An 18,924-nucleotide genomic window follows, 5' to 3' on the forward strand; every position below is an offset into this window, starting at 1 on the left:
TGCAGGCCCATCTGGCGATGGGCGACACCGCCAAGGCTCGCGCCCTGGCCGCCGAGGAACTCGGACTGGCCCGGCGGTTCGGATCCCCGGCGCGTTCGGCACCGCCCTCCACACGGCCGGCACGGTGGCGAAGGGCGCGGAACGTGTCGCTCTGCTCCAGGAGGCCGTGGCCATCCTTGAGGGCGTCTCCGCGAGGCTCCACCACGCACGTGCCCTGGTCGACTACGGTGCGGCGCTGCGCCGCAACGGCGAGCGCACCGCCGCGCAGGAGCCACTGCGCCAGGCCCTGCACCACGCCAGCCGTTGCGGGGCACAGTCGCTGACCAGCAGGGCGACCGACGAACTGCTGGCCGCCGGCGCCCGCCCCCGCCGTGTCACGTTGTCGGGACCCGAGGCGTTGACCGCCCAGGAACTCCGTGTCGCCCAGTTGGCCGCGCGGGGCGCCACGAACCGCGACATCGCTCAGCAACTCTTCGTCACCCGCCGCACTGTCGAGATCCACCTCACCAGCGCCTACCGCAAGCTGAACATCACCTCTCGCCAGCATCTTGCGGCGGCACTCGGCGTACCCGAGTGACATCGGAGGCGTCGGCGTCAGCGTCCGGTGACGCCGTCGACGAGTTCCCGCAGGATGTCGGCGTGCCCGGCGTGCCGGACAGTCTCGCTCGTCATGTGGGCGAGCACCCAGCGCAGGGTGCGCGGCTCGTCAGCCACCGGTTGGGCGGTGCGGCTGTCGATGCCGTGCGCCGCGCGGATGTGTGCGTCGCTGTCGGCGATCGCGCGGCGGGTACGTCGGCCGTCGAAGTCGTTGTCGCTCCAGCCGACCCCGCGCAGCAGGTCGTCCGCGTGATCGCGAGCCGCGGCGAGCTCCGCATCGGACAGCGCACCCCGCAACACCACGAAGCCGTCGTCCTGTAGCGCGGCGAAAGCGGAAGCACAGGCATCGCCATCGATGGCAGTCATGGCAGCAGATCCTAGGCGCGCATCGATCACCGCCGCAGCGGCGCGTACGCGGTCAGTCGTCAGACGGCACGGTGCGCGCCTCCGGCCGGGCTGGTTCGTACGGCCCGACATCTCGGGGTTTCGGCGGCTGTCGGCTCCGGGTAGCGGACTGCTCATGGACCGCAATCTCGTCAAGGCCCTACAGGTTGCGTGGGAGCTGCCGGAGTTCCGGAGCGGGGTGCGTCACCTCGTCGATCTCGACGAGGTGACGCAGTTGCTGGCCCGGTTGTCCGTGGCGGATCAGGACCACGAGGTGGAACGCAGCCTGTTGCGGCTGCTGCGGTCCGGCCTGGACACGGTGGAGATCCGGGAAGCGGTGTTGCTGCTGCTGGAGCAGGACGAGGTGCGTCGACCGCTCGTCGTGGCGGTGCAACCGCTGGTCAAGCAACCGGGTCAGGCGGCGGCCATCGCTTCGGCGGCCGAGGATCCCACGGTACGGCGCGAGGCGCGGGCGGTGCTGGACAGCGTCCAGGTGCGCGAGCTGATCTGGCAGGCGATCGACAACCAGGTGAGCCACAACCGGTTCGGCCTGATCCGTCGGGCGACGGTGCTGTTCGTGCGGCATTCGAGCGTACGGCGCCTCGCCTGGGCCCTGCGCCGGCACGGCGTGCTCCGCGAACTACGTCGGGGACCGTGACGCCCCAGGAGGGTCGGGCTCACTCGGCGATGGCTGCCGTTGCTGCCGGGGCCCATCGGGTCAGCCACTGCACGATCGCCGTCGGGTTCCGTAGCTCCAGATCGCCGTCGGATCCCCACCTGAGCCAGCCACAATGCAGAAGACCGGGCGTGGTCGACCGCGCGTCGTCCGGTCCGAGCAGTTCGAGCCAGAGAACGGGCCACTCCATCCAGTCCATGACCTGGGTGTCCGGTCGGGGTGCCAGCGCTTCTCGCAGGTGGATCAGCGCCTCCGGGGCGCGCTCGTCAGCGAGGGCCGGACGACGGGTGCGCCGTTTCTGAGTGGGCGTGCCCGGCCCGGCCCGGTCAAAGACGCGTACCCGGGTCGTCCTGTGCAGGGTGTCGGCCACGTCAGCGAGAAGATGACTGATCATGCGTGCCGTTGTTGTCGCTCGGTGACATCACCTGCTCGAAGTGGAACTCGCGGATGAAGCAGTCCCGTGGTTGACCGACCGCGAAGATGACGCAGTCGACGACCGACTGTGCGGTGAGGTCGCTGTCCGCCCGCCGGGGCCCGTCCTGGACGAAGTCCGGTGGGAACAGGGAGATCACCCGGATGCCTTCCGGCCGGAGCCGGTGCGACAGGATGTCGGCGAGCCCGGCGTGGGCGTGCTTGGCCGCGTAGAACGCGGGGAGCGCGCCCGACCGGCGGTGGCCCACCTCGCCACAAGCGGAGATCATGTTGACGACGTCGGGCCGTGCCGACGCGCGCAGCAGGGGCAACAGGTGCTTGGTCAGCAGCACGGTGCCGGTGCCGCCTGCGGCCATCACGCTCTCGATCGTGTCGTCCGTGGCGTCTGCCAGGTCGGCGCCGTCGATGTACGGGGCGCCGTTGTTGACGAGTACGTCGAGATGGCTCGTCCGGTCGGCCACGGCGGCGGCGAATCCGCGCACCGAGTCGGGTACGGCGAGGTCGCAGTGGAACGCGTCGGCCCCGCCTGCTCCCCGCCGGCTGATCGCGCCCGCGACCTGCCGTGCCGCCGCCAGGGCGCGGGCCGACAGGAAGACCTGTGCACCGCGTTCGGCGAACGCCTCGGCGAGAAGCCGACCCGTGTCCCGTGCCGCGCCGGTAATGGCGACGCGCTCCATGGCCGCCAGTGAAGCACCTCTTGTGAACACGAACGTGGAAAGCGAGGCAAAGATTGATGACGGTCTCGTGGACTGCGGTGCTGTATGGGAGATGGAGGTTGTTTGGCCCTCCGGAGCCGGCTTGCGGAAGCAGGCTTCAAACCACCACGAGGGGCGTTGGCTGAAGACCGTCGTCCTGAGCGTCGTTGGAAAAGGCGTGACTGTGATCGCGTCAGGTATGGACCGGGAAGATGAGCGATGAACGTCGAGTTCTCTGTCGTTGACGTGTCGAAACTCAGTCAGACGACATCAGAACCGAGGCCGGAGGTGAGTAAACATTCAGGGCCACTCCGGGTGGTGGCCGTGAGTGGCTGTCTGTGATTGACGGGCTGGGTCGATCTTGACGGTGTGTCGATGCGCGGCCGGGTGCGATCGATGTGTTGTGATCGGTGGGTGCCGGGCTTGGAGGAGTTGTCGCGCGAGGAGTTGATCGGACTCACGCGACGGCTGATCGTTCAGGTGGAACAGTTGACCCAGGCGAACCGGGAGTTGACTGATCGGGTCGCGCGGTTGGAACGCCTGGTGTCGCGTAACAGTGGGAACTCGGGGATGCCGCCGTCGAAGGATGATGATCCGGGACGGACGCCGCCGGCGGAGGTGTCCACGCCGGTGCCGGCAGCCGGTGCTGGTAAGCGGTCGCGGGGTAAGCAGCGGGGTGCGCCGGGTGCGCAGCTGTCCTGGTCACCGTTTCCGGACGGCATTGTGGATCATTTTCCGGGCGGGCCGTGTGGATGCGGATCGGATCTGGCATCGGCGGCTGATCTGGGGGTTTACGCCTCGCATCAGCAGGTCGATGTGCCGGTGATGACGGCGACGGTCACCCAGCATGATCGGCACGCGGTGCGCTGCGGGTGCGGGGCGATGCACGTGGCGGCCCGCCCCGAGGGGGTGCCGGACGCAGGCGTCTCGTACGGGCCGAATCTTCAGGCGTGGTGCGTCTATCTGATGGTGGTGCACGCGATTCCGGTGGCCCGGTGCGCTGACCTGGTCGCCGCGTTGACCGGCTCGCGTCCGTCGGACGGGTTCGTCCACGCGTTGATCGGCCGGGCCGCGGCGGGGGTGGCCGAGTCGAACCGGATCATCCGCACGCTGATCGCCCTCGCGCATGTGGTCTCCTGCGACGAGACCCCGATCCGGGTCGGTGCCCGCAAGGTCAAGAAGTACCTTCTGGTCGCCTGCACCCGCCTCTACACCTGGTACCTGCTCGGTGACCGCAGCCTCGACACGTTCAAGGTGTTCGTCCTGCCGGACCTGACCGGGGTGGTCGTGCACGACCGTTACCAGAACTACGACGCGAAGATCTTCGCCCACCTGGTCCACCAACTCTGCGTAGCCCACCTGATCCGCGACTGTCAGGACGCCGCCGAGACCTACCCCGACGCGCACTGGCCGATCCAGATCCGCCAGGCGCTACAGGGACTCGTCCACGCCGCGAACCTCGCCCGCGCACAGAACCTGCCCGCGATCGGCGAACACATCGCCGGCCCGCTGATCGACGCCTACCGGCACGGCGTGCGGATCGGGCTCAAGGAGGTCGCCCGGGTGGACGGCCGTAAACAGCCGAAACACCGGGCACTGCTGGAAGACCTCCACGACCGAGAAGCCGACATCCTGCGATTCACCACCGACCTGCGCATCCCACCCACGTCGAACCAGGCCGAACGCGACCTACGGCCCGCGAAGACCCAGCAGAAGATCTCCGGACGGCTCACCAGCGAGAAGGTCACCGAACACCGCTACGCCATCCGCGGTTACGTCTCCACAGTGACCAAACACGGCGCGGATGTCATGACCGCCATCCGCGACGCCATCCTCGGCCGACCCTGGACACCACCCGCCTGGGCACCCGGCTAACCCACCACGAGCAACGACCGCCACCACCCATCACACACTGCCACCAACGGCTACGTCATGGAGTGGCCCTGAATGCTTACGGAGGTGAGTCTCGGGATGAGCCTGGGGGATATCCGCTTACTGCCCAGGTGGTGTCCGGCATATAGGCAGCATGAGCCCGGTCCAGGCTCTCATACGGAACGTGTGAAGGCGGACCCCGATACCGTCCGTCGGTTGACCGGCGGCGAGAGGGAGGACTCCAAGCGGAGGAAACCGCGAGGAGCAGAGTACCGATGCGGGGACGCTGGCGGACTCGCCCGTAGTGAGGTGATCTCAGCAACGCATATGGGTTGATTGGCGCGACACGGGCGAAGGCGGCGAGTCGGGCGGCAGTGGAAACAGGCGTGGAGCCATCGATAGACATGTCCTTGCGACAGATCCACGTCTTCGAGAGGGCTCCACGTGATTGCCTATCGTGCCATGATCGACGTCCCGAGGGAACTCGTGCAGCATCTCGCGCGGCTGCTGTACGTGCAGCGCCGGGCCTGCGGCACTCGCCGTGGCACTCGTGCGTTGACCTGCTTCTACCAGGCCCTGATGGTGCTCGTGTGGTTCCGCAAGGGTGAGGACATGACCTTGCTGGCAGCCGGCTTCGGTATCTCCCGGGCGACGGCGTACCGCTACCGCGACGAGGGCATCACGGTGCTCGCCGCCCAGGCGGCCGACCTGCACACCGCTCTGCGTCGGGCCGCCGCCGACGGCTGGTCCCACGTGATCCTCGACGGCAAACTGTTCGACTGCGACCGGCTCACCGAGACCACCCTGTCGGTCAAGGGCGAGGTAATCGACGCCTGGTACTCCGGAAAACACCGCGACTTCGGCGCGAACATCCAAGCGATCATGCGTCCAGACGGGCTGCCGATCTGGACCTCGGAAGCGATGCCCGGGCATCTACACGACACCAGCTGCGCCCGCGACCTCGGGATCACCGCCGCCCTGAACTGGTCCGCCGCCGAACTCGACCTGCCCGCCCTGGCCGACTCCGGCTACGAAAGCACAGGCCACGGCATCAAGACCCCGATCAAGCAGCCCACCGACGGCAGCCGCCTCGCGCCCGACAACCGCGCCTACAACCGACTGCTCCGCGGCCTGCGATGGCAAGGCGAACGCGGCTTCGCCATCCTGATCGGACGCTGGAAGACGCTCCGCCACACGAACATCAGCCCACGCCGAATCGGCGACATCGTCGCCGCCGCATTACACCTGACCCACTTCGAATACAAATACCTATCCGAATCTTGTTGAGATAACTTCTTGTGAACACGAACGTGGAAAGCGAGGCAAAGATTGATGACGGTCTCGTGGACTGCGGTGCTGTATGGGAGATGGAGGTTGTTTGGCCCTCCGGAGCCGGCTTGCGGAAGCAGGCTTCAAACCACCACGAGGGGCGTTGGCTGAAGACCGTCGTCCTGAGCGTCGTTGGAGAAGGCGTGACTGTGATCGCGTCAGGTATGGACCGGGAAGATGAGCGATGAACGTCGAGTTCTCTGTCGTTGACGTGTCGAAACTCAGTCAGACGACATCAGAACCGAGGCCGGAGGTGAGTCTCGGGATGAGCCTGGGGGATATCCGCTTACTGCCCAGGTGGTGTCCGGCATATAGGCAGCATGAGCCCGGTCCAGGCTCTCATACGGAACGTGTGAAGGCGGACCCCGATACTGTCCGTCGGTTGACCGGCGGCGAGAGGGAGGACTCCAAGCGGAGGAGACCGCGAGGAGCAGAGTACCGATGCGGGGCCGCTGGCGGACTCGCCCGTAGTAGCTGTGAACCGCCTGCGTATCGCAGTGGGTTGGGGAGCGAAGGGGCGGGGTCGTTCAGGCTGGTTTGTGCGGTCAACCGTGAGGGAGGAACCGCGTGAGTCAGCCAGGGTTGACAGGCAAGTCGCACGATATCCCAAAGCGGCTGATCTGGGCCGCGTGGTTGAAGGTGAAAGGTAATGGCGGAGCGGCCGGGGCCGACGGAGTGACGATCGAACAGTTCGAAACGAGGTTGGCTGACAACCTCTACCGGCTGTGGAACCGTATGTCGTCGGGCAGCTATTTCCCCGGCCCGGTCCGGGCGGTGGAGATCCCGAAGAAGGGTGGGGTCAGGATTCTGGGCATTCCCAATGTGGTCGACCGGGTGGCGCAGACGGTGGCGGTGCTGGTGTTGGAGCCGGAGGTGGAGAAGGTGTTCCACGACGACTCCTACGGATATCGTCCCGGACGGTCCCCGATTGATGCGATTCGGGTGTGTCGGCAGCGGTGTTTCAAGAAGGACTGGGTCGTCGATTTGGACGTCAAGGCCTTTTTCGACTCCGTGCGGTGGGATTTGATGCTCAAGGCGGTGGCGCGTCACACGACTCACCCGTGGGTCATGCTGTATGTGAGCTGATCTCAGCGACGCGAATGTGTTGATTGGTGCGACACGGGCGAAACTGTTGAGATCGGACGGTGCTGGAAGAGGACGCGGAGTCCTCGGTAGGTAGTTCTCACCACAAGATCACCTACACCATGAGGACTCCGCGTGATCGCCTATCGTGCCATGATCGATGTCCCCAGGGAACTCGTGCAGTACCTCGGCCGGCTGCTGGCCGCCGAACGCCGAGCCCGCGGAACCCGGCGTGACACCCGCGCCCTGACCTGCTTCCACCAGGCACTTCTCGTGCTCATCTGGTTCCGCAAAGCCGAGGACCTGACCCTGCTGGCCGCCGGATTCGGGATCTCCCGGGCCACCGCCTACCGCTACCGCGACGAGGGCGTAGCCGTACTCGCCGCCCAGGCGACCGACCTGCACACCGCTCTGCGTCGGGCCGCCGCCGACGGCTGGTCCCACGTGATCCTCGACGGCAAACTGTTCGACTGCGACCGGCTCACCGAGACCACCCTGTCCGTCAAGGGCGAGACCATCGACGCCTGGTATTCGGGAAAGCACCGCGACTTCGGCGCGAACATCCAAGCCGTCATGCGCCCGGACGGGCTACCGATCTGGACATCGGCGGCGATGCCCGGGCATCTGCATGACACCAGCTGCGCCCGCGAACTCGGCGTCACCGCCGCCCTGAACTGGTCCGCCGCCGAACTCGACCTGCCCGCCCTGGCCGACTCCGGCTACGAAAGCACAGGCCACGGCATCAAGACCCCGATCAAGCAGCCCACCGACGGCAGCCGCCTCGCGCCCGACAACCGCGCCTACAACCAGCTGCTCCGCGGCCTGCGATGGCAAGGCGAACGCGGCTTCGCCATCCTGATCGGACGCTGGAAGACGCTCCGCCACACGAACATCAGCCCACGCCGAATCGGCGACATCGTCGCCGCCGCATTACACCTGACCCACTTCGAATACAAATACCTATCCGAATCTTGTTGAGATAACTTCTGTGGAGCGCTGGTTGAGAGCGCCGATGCTGATGCCCGACGGGACCCTGACCCAATGCCGTTCAGTTAAGGCATCAGTGCTGGTCAGCGCGGTGAGCTGACTAGGGGTCGGCGGGCCGGTACCGTGCCGTGGCGTGACGTCGTCTGGGGTGGAGTCGCTGCGGCCGTAGGGCCGGTTGACCGATCACATCGGGCTCGGGGTGGTGTCGGCCCGGTTCAACCGGGATCTGCTGGAAGAGGTACTCAACCGCAGCGGGCGGCGTGAGAAGCGGGTCCGGCGGCTGCCGGCGCACGTGATGATCCGTTACGTGATCGCGATGGGGTTGTTCTGCGCCGAGTCTTCTGACGAGGTGATGCGCCGGCTGGTGGGTAACCTGCGCAGACTTGGTTCCTGGGACGATGACTGGCAGGTCCCGACGGCGTCGGCGATCACCCAGGCACGTCAGCGGCTGGGCGCCGAGCCGGTGAAGATGTTGTTCGACAGGGCGTGCGTGCCCTTGGCTGGACCGGGCACCAAGGGCGCCTGGCTGGCCCGGCGCCGGCTGATGGCGATCGACGCGACCACCCTCGACGTGGCCGACACCCCGGCCAACGTGGAACGCTTCGACCGGATGGGGTCGGGGCCGAAGGCGTCGGCGTACCCGAAGCTGCACATCGCGGCGTTGGCCGAGTGCGGCAGCCACGCGATCGTCGGGGCGGTACTCGGGTCGTGCCGCACCGGGGAACGTACCCTGATCAAGGATCTGGCCGGGCGGGTCGGGCCGGGCATGCTGGTCCTGGCCGACGCGGGCCTGTACTCCTTCGACCTGTTCAACTCCTTCGCCGCCACCGGCGCGGACCTTGCCTGGCGAGTCGGCGCGAGCGTGTCCATCGGGCATCTGCGGTGGCTCGCGGACGGCTCCTACCAGGCACTGATCTTCAAGGCGGGGTTGTCCGCGCAACGCCGGGCCAGGCTGGTCGAGCAGGCCCGGACCGGCCAGGAGATCCCGGCCGATCTCGCCCGCCTCGTCAGGGTGGTCGAGTACACCGTCCCGGACCGCAACCCCGACGGCGAACTCATCGTGGTGGTCACCACCCTCACCGACCACCACGAGGTCCCCGCGATGGAACTGGCGGGTGCCTACCAGCAGCGCTGGGAAGAAGAGTCCACTCTGAACGAGATCAAGACGGACCTGCGCGGCCGCGGCGAAGTCCTCCGATCGAAGGTCCCTGACCTGGTCGAACAGCAGATGTGGGGACTACTGCTGGCCCACTACGCCATCCGCGCACTGCTGCTGGAAGCCGCCGACCCGGCCGGCTACGACCCCGACCGCATGTCGTTCGTCAAAGGCCTACGCGTCGTACGCCGCCAGGTCACCGACCAGGCGGCCATTACCCCCTGAGCACCTTTCCACCGCCCTCGACGATGCCCTCACCGAGATCCGCCACCAGCCGAACCCGCCCCGACGCGACCGCAGCTGCCCCCGCGTCATCAAACGCGCCCGCCACAACTCCTACCGCGTCAAACGACCCACCGACCGGACCACCCGCCACGACGGGCCCGCCATACCCAGGCTGGCCTGCCCAGACGCCTTAACTTAATGGCATTGGGACCCTGACCCATCGGAACAAGGGGACACCGCAGGGTGGTCCGATCTCCCCGTTGATCGCCAACATTTTTCTGCACTACGGCTTCGACACCTGGATGGGCCGTGAGTTTCCCGGGGTCGGGTTCGAGCGGTTCGCAGACGATGTGGTGGTCCACTGCGTGACCGAACGTCAGGCGCAACAGGTGCGTCAGGCGATCGATCGTCGGTTCGCGGACATCGGGTTGCAGTTGCACCCCGACAAGACGCGCATCGTGTACTGCAAAGACGACCGGCGCCGTCTCGACTACGAGCTGGTGACGTTCACGTTCTGCGGGTACGCGTTTCGTCCCCGGAAGGCATGGGACAAGATCCGCGGAAGGGCCCGGACCGGGTTCCTACCCGCGGTTGCCCCGGGGAAGCTGACCGATATGAGCCGCAAGGTCGCGTCCTGGCGGCTACATCGACGCACGACCGGCAACCTGGCAGACCTCGCCGTAGAGGTCAACCCTGTCCTTCGGGGCTGGTTGAACTACTTCACCGTGTTTTACCCGAGCGCGGTCTACCCGATCGGCAAGCGCATCGATCGTCATCTGATGCGCTGGGCGAAGTGGAAGTACAAGCGACTCAAACGCAGCGACGACAGAGCTCGAGTATGGCTACGAGACGTCCGGCAACGGTCGCCCGACCTGTTCGCGCACTGGGCGATGCGGTACACGACCTGACAACCGAACGGCACGAGCCGGATGAGTCGAGAGGTTCACGTCCGGATCTGTGGGGGACGGCGGGTGAAACTCCCGCCGTCTACCCGGCAATTCAGGTTGAGGTCAACGGGCGGCACCGCCTCCGCCTACGGCGCAGGTTCCAGTACGACGACGGGGATCTGGCGGCTGGTCTTCCGCTCGTAGTCGGCGAAGCCCGGGTAGGCGGCCTTCTGCGCGCTCCAGATCCGCTCCCGTTCGTCCCCGACGGCGACCCGGGCGACCAACCCGACCGTGTCCGAGCCGATCTCCGCCTCGACCTGCGGCTGCGCGAGCAGGTTGTGGTACCAGTCGGGATTGGTGGGCGCCCCGCCCTTGGACGCGAACACGGCGTAGCCGCCGTCCACCTCCTGGTACATCATCGGGCTCACGCGCGTCTGGCCGCTCTTGGCACCGACGGTGTGCAACAGCAGCAGCGGCGCACCCGTGAACTGGCCACCCACCTGCCCACCGTTGGCGCGAAACTCAGCGATGATCTTCTCGTTCCAGTCGCTCATGGATTCTCCTCGCCCGCGTACATCGGCTCCGTGAACACGATTCTGTCAGTCCTGGCGATCGATGACACGGCGACGCGGGTGAGCGGCGGCGGCCCGTCGTCCGCAGCCGGTCGTTAGCTCGACCAACAGGTCACCTCCGGGTGCGCGGAGATGCAGCACGGACCGGCCCGACCGCCGTCGCCCGACGAGCTGCGCCTGGAGCAGGACATTGAGGTGACCACCGACGGACCCGAAGCCGTACCCGGTCAGGGCGACCAACTGGGTCGGGATCTTCGGAGCGTCCAGCAGGGTGAGGATTCTTGCGCGAACCGGGCCGAGCAGGCGGCTCAGCGCCTCTGGTGGTGGGTTGCGGGACGGGTCGGCCAGCATCGCGGAGCAGGGATACACGACTGCGTAGCGATGCGGCCTGGCCGAGCTGAGCCACCCCCGACGGGTGCTGCTCGAGATGAGCAGCAGCGGGGCGTCCGCCAGGTCCTTCGCAGGCAGGTCGTAGGTGTTGACCTGTAGCCGGCCGTCGCCGAGCCAGCGCATCCCCGGTCGCATCCGGTCGAGCGCGCAGGCCCATCCGCCGGAGCTGAGTTGGTCGGTCCGAGCGACGATGTCGGCCTCCAGAACGCGCCGACGGCGCGGCCAGGCGGATTCCACCGTGTGGGTCCAGATCCAGTCGAGTGGATCGGCTGTCCGGGACGGCAGGTCCGTCCGTTGCAGTTCCGGGGGCAGCGGCGTACCCGTACCGATGCCCTGCTCAGCCTCGCGGACCGGGTACCGCCTCGGGCCGCGATGACCGTCATGGGCCTGTTCTTCGGGCTGGGCAGCGTGGCCATGGCGCTGCCCGGTGCTGCTGCTCGGCGCCGCGCTGTACCTGGTCGCCGCGATCACCGCACGACTCGGTCTCACCTCACGGCCACCGCGGGCAACCGGCCGGGCGTCGGCGGGGCAGACCTGGCGGATCAACGTCGAGCTCTGGTCGGTTCCCGCCCGCCGGTACGCCTACCTCGCCATGTGGGTGCCCAACGGCCTCGTGGTCGGCTGCCAGGCACTGTTCATTCCGTACGCGCCGGATCCGGCCGGGGTGCTCTTCGTCTTCGGCGCCCTCGGGATGCTTGCCGGAGACGTGATCATCGGGATGTTCCTGCCACCCCGTTGGCGGGCTCGGGTGATCATTCCGATGATGATGCTGCTGGCCGTGCCGTACCTGCTCTTCGCCGTCCATCTCCCGCTTCCCGTGGCGGCCGTGGCCGTCGCCGCCGCGTCGTTCGGGTCCAGTGCCGACCTCCTCTTGCAGGAGCGTCTGATCGCGTTGACCCCGGACGACCTTCGGGGCCAGGCGCTCGGGCTGCACTCGGCCGGCATGCTGAGCATGCAGGCGGTCGCGGCGTCGGTCGCGGGTGCGCTCGCGCAGTGGGTGCCGGTGGCCACCGCGATGGTGCTGATGGCCCTGCCGTCCCTGCTGGTGACCGCAGATCTCGTGCCCAGGCTGCGTCACCGGTATCCTGGGGACGACGCATGCCGGCGGGAACGGCTGAAAGCAACGGTGCGCACTGTCGGCTGCGGACCAGCGCACCGGGCAGAAGCTCGCCGCACGGATCCGACCCAAGCTCGAGGCCCTCCGCGCAGCGGGGGACTTCGCTCCGGCGTCCACCCAGCGTGCGTTGCTCGATCTGGGCATCGAGGCAGACGCGATCGAGGTCACCGGCACGCGACACCCTATCGGGCAGGAGACAGCCCCACCGGGTGCCGTGTACGCGGTCCACTTCGCGGACGTGGGCTGCGTCATCGGATCGATGGCACCCGGTCGCCCGTGGCCGATTGGAGCGGTGTCGTTAGCATGCCAAGGGTGACTCAGGACAAGGGTGCCGAGGGGCGTGGCAGGCTCGCCGGTCTCGACGGTGTGATGCTCCTCGCGACGATGCTTACCCTCTTCGGTTACCTGCTCCCGTGGTTCCGGCAGTCGTCCCGGAGCCGGTGGTCGTACTCCGGCTGGGAGTACGCCAGCCTCAGCACCGGCGGAGGTTGGACGCTCTGGACGTTCGCCTTCCTGCTGGTCGCCGTCGTGGTGAGCTTCTGGGCCCGGACCGCGGTCGAGGCGGCGATGACCGCGTTGGCCGCGGGCATCGGTGCGCTCGTCATGATCCTGGCCGTGGTGGCGGCGAGCTTCGGCAACATCGGGCGACGCGACGACCTAAACTCGATCGCGGAACTTCCCTTCGGGCTCGGGCTGCCGCTCCTGGCGGTCGGCTTGGGCCTGCTGATCGCCACCGCCTGTCGGGACATCGCCCGCGCTTGACACTCCCACGGCAATTCGCCTGCCTGAGGTTCCCCGTATTCCGGTAGTGCCGGGTCCGGTGCGTCGCCGGGGTCAGGCCCGGAACGTGGTCAGCAGCCACTGCAACGGGGTGGTGCCGGTTGCCGCGCGGAAGTGGCGAGCCAGGTGACCAGAGTCCGCTGTTGAGGTCCTGGGCCTGCATGGCACCGAACCATTCGACGACCTCGCCCACCGTCTGCGCAGCGGTGGCGGGGGCGGGGGCCAGCAGGAGACTGCTCATCCGCAGTGCGAGCGCTTCGGCGCCGGTCAGAGCCGTCGAGCCGGTCAGCGTTGTGCCGGTGGGTGCCACTGCGTCGCCTTCCGTCGTCGGTCGAGCGCAGCATAGGCCCGGGCACCGACAGCCGGGCGGTTTTCGGTGGTGTCGGTCAGCCCTGGCGGGGCTGCGGTACGCGTACCGCAGCCATGCCGGCCGCGACGGCGGCCTCGATGCCCAGGTCGGCGTCCTCGAAGACCAGGCAGGCGTGCGGCGATACGCCGAGCAGTTCGGCGGCGCGCAGGAACGGCTCCGGGTCGGGCTTGGGGCGGGTGTAGTCGCCGGCGCAGACCAGCACGTCGAACCGGTCGAGGATGCCGAGCGCGTCGAGGGAGGCGGTGACGGCCTCCCGGGTGCTGCCCGAGACCACGGCGAAGGGGATGCGTCCGTGCGCGGCCTCGATGTGGTGCAGCACCCCGGGGATTCCGGCGGCGGTGGGCAGCAGCCGCTGGTAGTGCTCCTCGCGTCGGGCGACGACGGTGTCGACCGGCATGTTCAGGCCCTGCTGCTGGTTGAGGGCGTCGACGATGTCGAGCGTCGGCCGGCCGGCCCAGGCATAGAACAGGTCCTCGGGGAAGGCGCACTTCCACTCGTCGAGCGCCTGTCGCCAGGCGGTGTAGTGCAGCGGCATCGAGTCGACGATGGTGCCGTCGCAGTCGAACAGGTACGCCTGGAACTCACCGAGGGGCAGGGGCAGCATCACCGGCACAGGCTATCCGGCGTCGCCGGGGACGCGGTCGGCCAGGTCGAAGCCGCACCAGCGCCACCACGCCGGCCGGCGGGTTCAGAGCAGGCCGGCGGCCATGGCGGTGGTGACCGCGGCGGTGCGGTCGGAGACGTCGAGCTTGTTGAAGGTACGCAGCAGGTGGGTCTTCACGGTCGCCTCGCCGATGTGCAGTTCCCGGCCGATCTCGGCGTTGGACAGCCCTCGGGCGACCAGCCGGAGCACCTCCACCTCCCGGGGTGACAGGGTGTCGCGTCCGATCGGTCGGCGTACCTGGTGCAGCAGCCGGGTGGCCACCGAGGGGGCGAGGACCGTGCCGCCGCGTACGGCGGTTCGTACCGCGCTGATCAGGTCGGCGTGGGAGGTGTCCTTGAGTAGGTAGCCGGCGACTCCGGCGCGGACCACCGGATGGTCGTCCACCAGCAGCACGGTGATCATTGGTACGGCACCTCCACCCGGATCGTGGTCCCCTCGCCGGGGGCCGAGCGTACGGCGACGCTGCCGTTCACCTGCTCGACCCGGGTGCGCAGCCCGGCCAACCCGTAGCCGCCGTTCTCGGCCGGGTACGCGCCGGCGGGGTCGAATGCGGTGCCGTCGTCGCCGATCTCCAGCGTGACCCGGTCCTCGTCGCCGTGCAGCAGGACGGCCACGGCGGTGGCGTCGGCGTGTGCAGCGCCTGCTCCAGCGGGGAGTCGTCGATCTGCGTCGGGGTGAGGGCGGCGACCAGGGCGCGTACGTCGAGCAGGTTCTCCCGGGCGGTCTGCCGGGCCAGGTCCAGATGGCGGCTGGCCTGGGCCGGGTCGCGGTCCAGGTCGGCTCGGCGGCCTGCACCAGCATCACCACGCTGGCACGTCGGCCGCTCTCGGCGACGGTGCGTTGCGACCAGACACCCAGCACGCTGACCACGAACACGGTCATCAGGGCGATCAGCAGGGGCGCGACCACGTCGCCCAGGTCCGGGAGCCGGACGGCCAGGACGACCACGTGCACCGAGTTGAGCAGCAGCACCGCGCCGATCGCCGGGACGGCCGGCAGCACCATGAACACCTGCGGGTTGAGCACGAACAGCAGGAACGAGGCCGTGCCGCTGAGCAGGACCGCCGGCACGTAGAACAGGGCCACCCCGGCGAGGTAGAGGTAGCTGCGCCAGTCCTCGACCGAGTCGCGCATCAACCTGCGGCCGAAGCCGAGATATCAGCCGGTCAGGGCGAGGAACAGCACGAGACAGCCGAGGCGGGCGGCCGGCGTACGGCTGCCGTCGGCGGCCACGGCCACGGCGACGCCGACGGCGGCCAGCGCGAAGTAGGCGTTTCAGAGCCAGAAACGTCCGCTCCACGTGTCGGTCGGTGGGCTCATCGGGCGCGTCGACCCCGCCAACGGAAGGTGGTCAGGCACAGCACCATTCCTCCGATGCACCAGGCGGCGAGCACGAGCGCGACCCGCCCGTGCTCCCAGGAGGGTACGACCTCCTGGGGGAGGATGCTGTCGGGCAGGAACACCGAGCGGAGGCCCTGGGCCATCCACTTGAGCGGGAACAGTGAGCCGATCGTGACCAGCGGTTCGGGCAACTGCCCGACGGGGGGTGTAGAAGACGCCGGAGATGAAGGCCAGCACCAGGTAGGGCAGGTTCATCACGGCCCCGGCGCTGCGTGCCGAGCGGGCCAGGCTGCTCGCGGCGATGGGCCGACGTCACGTCGCTGCCCTCGTAGATGCCGTCGAAGATCGAGCCGAGCAGGGCGAGGATCACCGCGGGCATGGCGAAGGTGAACACCACGGCGTCGCGTTCCCGGAAGAAGCATCTCAGTTCGATGCCGGCGCGGTGCAGACCGAGCCGCAGGGCGGAGGGGCGGCGGGTGGCGGCCCGGTCGGCGGTGGCGGTCACGGGGTTGCTCCGATCAGGTCGAGATAGACGTCTTCGAGGCTCGGTCGGCTGACGGTCAGTCCGGGCACGGTGCCGCCGTAGCGGCGGGTGAGGGCGGCGACGAGGGTGGCCGGGGTGCCGTCGGCGACGATCCGGCCGCCGACGATGATCGCGACACGGTCGGCCAGCGCCTCGGCCTCGTCGAGGTAGTGGGTGCTGAACAGGATGGGGGTGCCCTCGTCGGCCAGCCGGCGGATCAGCGCCCAGAATTGGCGGCGGCGTTGACCGCCGGAGAGGGTACGGACCCGGGCGGTGGTCTTGTCGGTGAGGCCGACCAGTTCGATGACCTCGGCGGGGTCCCGGTGACCGGGGTAGTAGCGGGCGAAGTGGCGGACCGCCTCGGTGACGGTCAGTTCGGTCAGGTCGTCGCTGTCCTGGGCGACGACGCCGATTTCGGCGCGCCAGTCGAGGTCGACGTGGGCCGGGTCGCGGCCGAGCACGCTCACCTCACCGGAGTCGCGGTCGCGGTGACCCTGGAGGATGTCGATGGTGCTGGTCTTGCCGGCGCCGTTGGGTCCGAGCAGGGCCACCACCTCACCGGTGGCGACGTCCAGGTCGACGCCGGCCACGGCGGTGGTGTCGCCGTAGGTGTTGCGTAGTCCGCGGACGCGGATGACGGGGAAGTCGGTCATGTCCTGATCGTCGGTGGACGCGGGGGTGTCGCGGGACGACCGGTGGACGGAATCGTGGTGTCCGTCGACCGGTGGACAGGGCGTCGGCGGCGGGCCGGTTGAATCCGACGGATGTTTGTCGACGCAAGTATCGGGTAGTCGCGGAAGCTTACCGACGATCACGGCAGGAAGGACGCAGGCGATGGCGGCACAGGTCAAGGTGGCGGTGATCTACTACAGCGCGACCGGCATCACCTACCAGATGGCGCAGTCGGCCCGGGAGGCCGCCGAGGAGGCCGGTGCGGAGGTCCGGTTGCGCAAGGTGCGCGAGTTGGCCCCGGACGAGGCGATCCGCTCGAACTCGGGCTGGGAGGCGCACCGGCTGGAGACCCAGGACGTTGACGAGGCGCAGCCGGACGACCTGAGCTGGGCCGATGTGGTGATCTTCGGTTCCCCGACCCGGTACGGTCTGATCGCCGCGCAGCTCAAGCAGTTCATCGACACCACCGGGCCGCTGTGGGCGCAGGGCGCGCTGGCCGACAAGGTGTACTCGGCGTTCACCTCGACCGCCACACATCACGGTGGGCAGGAGTCGACGCTGCTGTCGCTGTTCCACGTCTTCTACCACTGGGGCGGGATCGTGGTCGCGCCCGGCTACACCGAGCCGAGCCAGTTCGTCGCCGGCAACCCGTACGGCGCCTCGCACACCAGCAACAACGGTGAGACCGCCCCGGACCAGGTGGCCCTGGGGGCGACGGCGTTGACGGCCAAGCGGGCGGTACGCATCGGCGCGGCACTCAAGCAGGGCCTGACCGGCTGACCAAGGACCGGCGGTCCGGGCGGGGGCTCTCATACCCGCCCGGACCGCCGGCCGTCCACAGCGCTACCCCGGATCGGGCCGGCTATGCCTGCCCGGTGGTGGACAACTCGCCGGCCGGTGCCGGCAGCAGTTCCGCCAGCAGCTCGGCCAGCACCGCGACCCCGTCCGGGCTGAGCACCGACTCGGGATGGAACTGCACCCCGGCGAAGCCCCGGCCGCGCAGCGCGTGCACCGCCCCGTCGGTCTCGTCGCGGGCCGCCTGCACCGGGCCGTACCGGCTGTCGAAGCGGTCGGTGTCGGCGTGCGCGGTGAAGGTGGCGTAGAAACCGACCCGGCGGGGCGTGCCGTACAGCGTGACGGTGCGTTGCAGCCCCTGGTAGGGCGCGTCGCGGCGGCGTAACGACAGCCCGAGCAGGCCGGCGAGCAGCTGGTGACCGAGGCAGACCGCCAGGGTCGGGTGCCCGGCGTCGAGCAGTTCGGTGAGCAGGTCGCGCAGCCGGGTCATCTTCGCGGTGTCGCCCGTCGGGTCGCCGGGGCCGGGGCCGACGACGACCAGGTCGTCCGCTCGTACCGGGCCGGCGGCGTGCCACGGCCGCACGGTCACCGACAGGCCGAGGGCCCCCAACTGGTGGGCCAGCATGCCGGTGAAGGTGTCCTCGCCGTCGACGACGAGAGCCCGCCGGCCGGTCAGGGCGGGCAGGGCGAGGGCACCCACCGGCCGCTGGTCCAGCCAGAACCGGGCCAGTGGGGCGTTGCGGGCGGCCAGCGCGGCCTGCACCTCGGGGTCGTCGGCGAGGCGCCGGGCCGGCTGCGGCCCGGCCTGCGGTGCCTGCGGCCCCAGGCCGAGCGCGGCCAGCACCCCGGCGGCCTTGGCGTGGGTCTCGGCGACCTCGGCGGCGGGCGTGGAGTGCCGGACCAGCGTCGCCCCGACCGGCACCCGCAGCTCACCGGTGGGGGAGATCTCGGCGGTACGGATGAGGATCGGCGCGTCGAGGGTCTGCCGGCCGTTGTCGTCGTGACCGAGCAGCGCCAGCACCCCGGCGTAGTAGCGGCGGCCGGTGCGCTCGTGCCGGGCGATCACCCGACAGGCGTTCTCCATCGGACTGCCGGTCACCGTCGGCGCGAACATCGTCTCCCGCAGCACCTCGCGTACGTCCCGGCTGCCGTGCCCGGCCAGCAGGTACTCGGTGTGCGCCAGGTGCGACATCTCCTTCAGGTACGGCCCGACCACCTGACCGCCCCGATCGGCCACCGTGGCCATCATCTTCAGCTCCTCGTCGAGGACCATGTACAGCTCCTCGGTCTCCTTGGTGTCGGCGAGGAAGCGCAGCAGGGCGGCCCGTTCGGCGGACTGGCGTGGGCGGTGACGCGCGGCGCCGACGGCAACGGGTA

Annotated in this window: 20 protein-coding genes and 2 pseudogenes; 11 read left to right on the forward strand and 11 right to left on the reverse strand. The window is 68.8% G+C overall.

The window, feature by feature from the left end:
• The first annotated feature begins 124 nt into the window (after window positions 1-124).
• Window positions 125-577, forward strand: a complete 453-nt coding sequence (locus tag ID554_RS25445) for a helix-turn-helix transcriptional regulator (protein ID WP_158573833.1) — start codon at window positions 125-127, stop codon at window positions 575-577.
• A 17-nt stretch (window positions 578-594) separates the two neighbouring features.
• Here ID554_RS25445 and ID554_RS31970 read toward each other — a convergent pair.
• Window positions 595-786, reverse strand: a pseudogene (locus tag ID554_RS31970) (mycothiol transferase); the annotation flags it as partial.
• A 331-nt stretch (window positions 787-1,117) separates the two neighbouring features.
• Here ID554_RS31970 and ID554_RS25455 point away from each other — a divergent pair.
• Window positions 1,118-1,639, forward strand: coding sequence for a hypothetical protein (locus tag ID554_RS25455; protein WP_117230697.1), 522 nt, complete (start codon window positions 1,118-1,120; stop codon window positions 1,637-1,639).
• A gap of 19 nt (window positions 1,640-1,658) precedes the next feature.
• Here ID554_RS25455 and ID554_RS25460 read toward each other — a convergent pair whose 3' ends face one another.
• Together ID554_RS25460 and ID554_RS25465 are read right to left on the reverse strand one after the other, a co-directional pair.
• On the reverse strand, window positions 1,659-2,051 hold the full coding sequence (locus ID554_RS25460; protein WP_147333576.1) for a hypothetical protein: 393 nt from the start codon (window positions 2,049-2,051) through the stop codon (window positions 1,659-1,661).
• Window positions 2,029-2,766, reverse strand: coding sequence for an SDR family NAD(P)-dependent oxidoreductase (locus tag ID554_RS25465; protein ID WP_191088628.1), 738 nt, complete (start codon window positions 2,764-2,766; stop codon window positions 2,029-2,031). The genes ID554_RS25460 and ID554_RS25465 overlap by 23 nt, the downstream gene beginning before the upstream one ends.
• 432 nt (window positions 2,767-3,198) lie before the next feature.
• Here ID554_RS25465 and tnpC point away from each other — a divergent pair, with 432 nt between their 5' ends.
• The 6 genes from tnpC to ID554_RS25495 all read left to right on the forward strand — a co-directional run bounded on the left by tnpC (window position 3,199) and on the right by ID554_RS25495 (window position 10,344).
• On the forward strand, window positions 3,199-4,659 hold the full coding sequence (tnpC, locus tag ID554_RS25470; protein WP_191088629.1) for an IS66 family transposase: 1,461 nt from the start codon (window positions 3,199-3,201) through the stop codon (window positions 4,657-4,659).
• A 441-nt stretch (window positions 4,660-5,100) separates the two neighbouring features.
• Window positions 5,101-5,943 (forward strand): transposase family protein, encoded by an 843-nt coding sequence (locus tag ID554_RS25475; protein WP_396888414.1) that lies wholly within the window; start codon window positions 5,101-5,103, stop codon window positions 5,941-5,943.
• 609 nt (window positions 5,944-6,552) lie between these two features.
• Window positions 6,553-7,071 carry a reverse transcriptase domain-containing protein gene (locus ID554_RS25480; protein WP_223884237.1) on the forward strand — a complete coding sequence of 173 codons (519 nt, stop codon included), beginning with the start codon at window positions 6,553-6,555 and terminating at the stop codon, window positions 7,069-7,071.
• A 150-nt stretch (window positions 7,072-7,221) separates the two neighbouring features.
• The gene (locus tag ID554_RS25485) at window positions 7,222-8,046 is read left to right on the forward strand and encodes a transposase family protein (RefSeq protein ID WP_191088878.1); all 825 of its coding nucleotides are present in this window, start codon (window positions 7,222-7,224) and stop codon (window positions 8,044-8,046) included.
• Window positions 8,047-8,230: 184 nt separating this feature from the next.
• A complete protein-coding gene (locus ID554_RS25490) occupies window positions 8,231-9,436 on the forward strand; it encodes an IS4 family transposase (RefSeq protein ID WP_191088630.1) in 1,206 nt (401 codons plus the stop codon).
• A 212-nt stretch (window positions 9,437-9,648) separates the two neighbouring features.
• Window positions 9,649-10,344, forward strand: coding sequence for a reverse transcriptase domain-containing protein (locus ID554_RS25495; protein WP_223884707.1), 696 nt, complete (start codon window positions 9,649-9,651; stop codon window positions 10,342-10,344).
• Between the two features lie 125 nt (window positions 10,345-10,469).
• Here ID554_RS25495 and ID554_RS25500 read toward each other — a convergent pair whose 3' ends face one another.
• Window positions 10,470-10,877, reverse strand: a complete 408-nt coding sequence (locus tag ID554_RS25500) for a nitroreductase family deazaflavin-dependent oxidoreductase (RefSeq protein WP_117230882.1) — start codon at window positions 10,875-10,877, stop codon at window positions 10,470-10,472.
• A 45-nt stretch (window positions 10,878-10,922) separates the two neighbouring features.
• Window positions 10,923-11,756, reverse strand: coding sequence for an ArsR/SmtB family transcription factor (locus ID554_RS25505; protein ID WP_223884238.1), 834 nt, complete (start codon window positions 11,754-11,756; stop codon window positions 10,923-10,925).
• Here ID554_RS25505 and ID554_RS31975 point away from each other — a divergent pair.
• Window positions 11,713-13,164, forward strand: coding sequence for an MFS transporter (locus ID554_RS31975; protein WP_223884239.1), 1,452 nt, complete (start codon window positions 11,713-11,715; stop codon window positions 13,162-13,164). The genes ID554_RS25505 and ID554_RS31975 overlap by 44 nt on opposite strands.
• Window positions 13,165-13,568: 404 nt before the next feature.
• Here the strand turns inward: ID554_RS31975 and ID554_RS25515 are convergent, their stop codons facing one another.
• From ID554_RS25515 to ID554_RS32545, 3 genes are all read right to left on the reverse strand, one after another.
• On the reverse strand, window positions 13,569-14,156 hold the full coding sequence (locus ID554_RS25515; protein WP_396888569.1) for an HAD family hydrolase: 588 nt from the start codon (window positions 14,154-14,156) through the stop codon (window positions 13,569-13,571).
• Between the two features lie 84 nt (window positions 14,157-14,240).
• Window positions 14,241-14,618 carry a response regulator transcription factor gene (locus tag ID554_RS25520; protein ID WP_117230884.1) on the reverse strand — a complete coding sequence of 126 codons (378 nt, stop codon included), beginning with the start codon at window positions 14,616-14,618 and terminating at the stop codon, window positions 14,241-14,243.
• Complete coding sequence (locus tag ID554_RS32545; protein WP_233527488.1) at window positions 14,615-14,830, reverse strand: sensor histidine kinase; 216 nt, start codon at window positions 14,828-14,830, stop codon at window positions 14,615-14,617. The genes ID554_RS25520 and ID554_RS32545 overlap by 4 nt, the downstream gene beginning before the upstream one ends.
• Before the next feature lie 17 nt (window positions 14,831-14,847).
• Here ID554_RS32545 and ID554_RS31990 point away from each other — a divergent pair, with 17 nt between their 5' ends.
• Window positions 14,848-15,291 (forward strand): hypothetical protein, encoded by a 444-nt coding sequence (locus ID554_RS31990; RefSeq protein WP_223884240.1) that lies wholly within the window; start codon window positions 14,848-14,850, stop codon window positions 15,289-15,291.
• Between the two features lie 241 nt (window positions 15,292-15,532).
• On the opposite strand, the gene ID554_RS33230 is transcribed toward ID554_RS31990, so the two are convergent.
• Together ID554_RS33230 and ID554_RS25535 are read right to left on the reverse strand one after the other, a co-directional pair.
• Window positions 15,533-15,748, reverse strand: a complete 216-nt coding sequence (locus tag ID554_RS33230; RefSeq protein ID WP_396888416.1) for a hypothetical protein — start codon at window positions 15,746-15,748, stop codon at window positions 15,533-15,535.
• A 310-nt stretch (window positions 15,749-16,058) separates the two neighbouring features.
• Window positions 16,059-16,733: an ABC transporter ATP-binding protein gene (locus tag ID554_RS25535; RefSeq protein ID WP_117230885.1), complete on the reverse strand. Its 675-nt coding sequence runs from the start codon at window positions 16,731-16,733 to the stop codon at window positions 16,059-16,061.
• Between the two features lie 181 nt (window positions 16,734-16,914).
• On the opposite strand from ID554_RS25535, the gene wrbA reads away from it, so the two are divergent.
• On the forward strand, window positions 16,915-17,532 hold the full coding sequence (gene wrbA / locus ID554_RS25540) for an NAD(P)H:quinone oxidoreductase (protein WP_117230886.1): 618 nt from the start codon (window positions 16,915-16,917) through the stop codon (window positions 17,530-17,532).
• Window positions 17,533-17,614: 82 nt separating this feature from the next.
• Here the strand turns inward: wrbA and ID554_RS25545 are convergent.
• Window positions 17,615-18,910 (reverse strand): annotated as a pseudogene (locus ID554_RS25545) (anthranilate synthase family protein); the annotation flags it as partial.
• Between the last annotated feature and the right edge of the window lie 14 nt (window positions 18,911-18,924).

Origin of the sequence: Micromonospora craniellae (assembly GCF_014764405.1) — a bacterium.
Taxonomy (GTDB): Bacteria; Actinomycetota; Actinomycetes; order Mycobacteriales; family Micromonosporaceae; genus Micromonospora; species Micromonospora craniellae.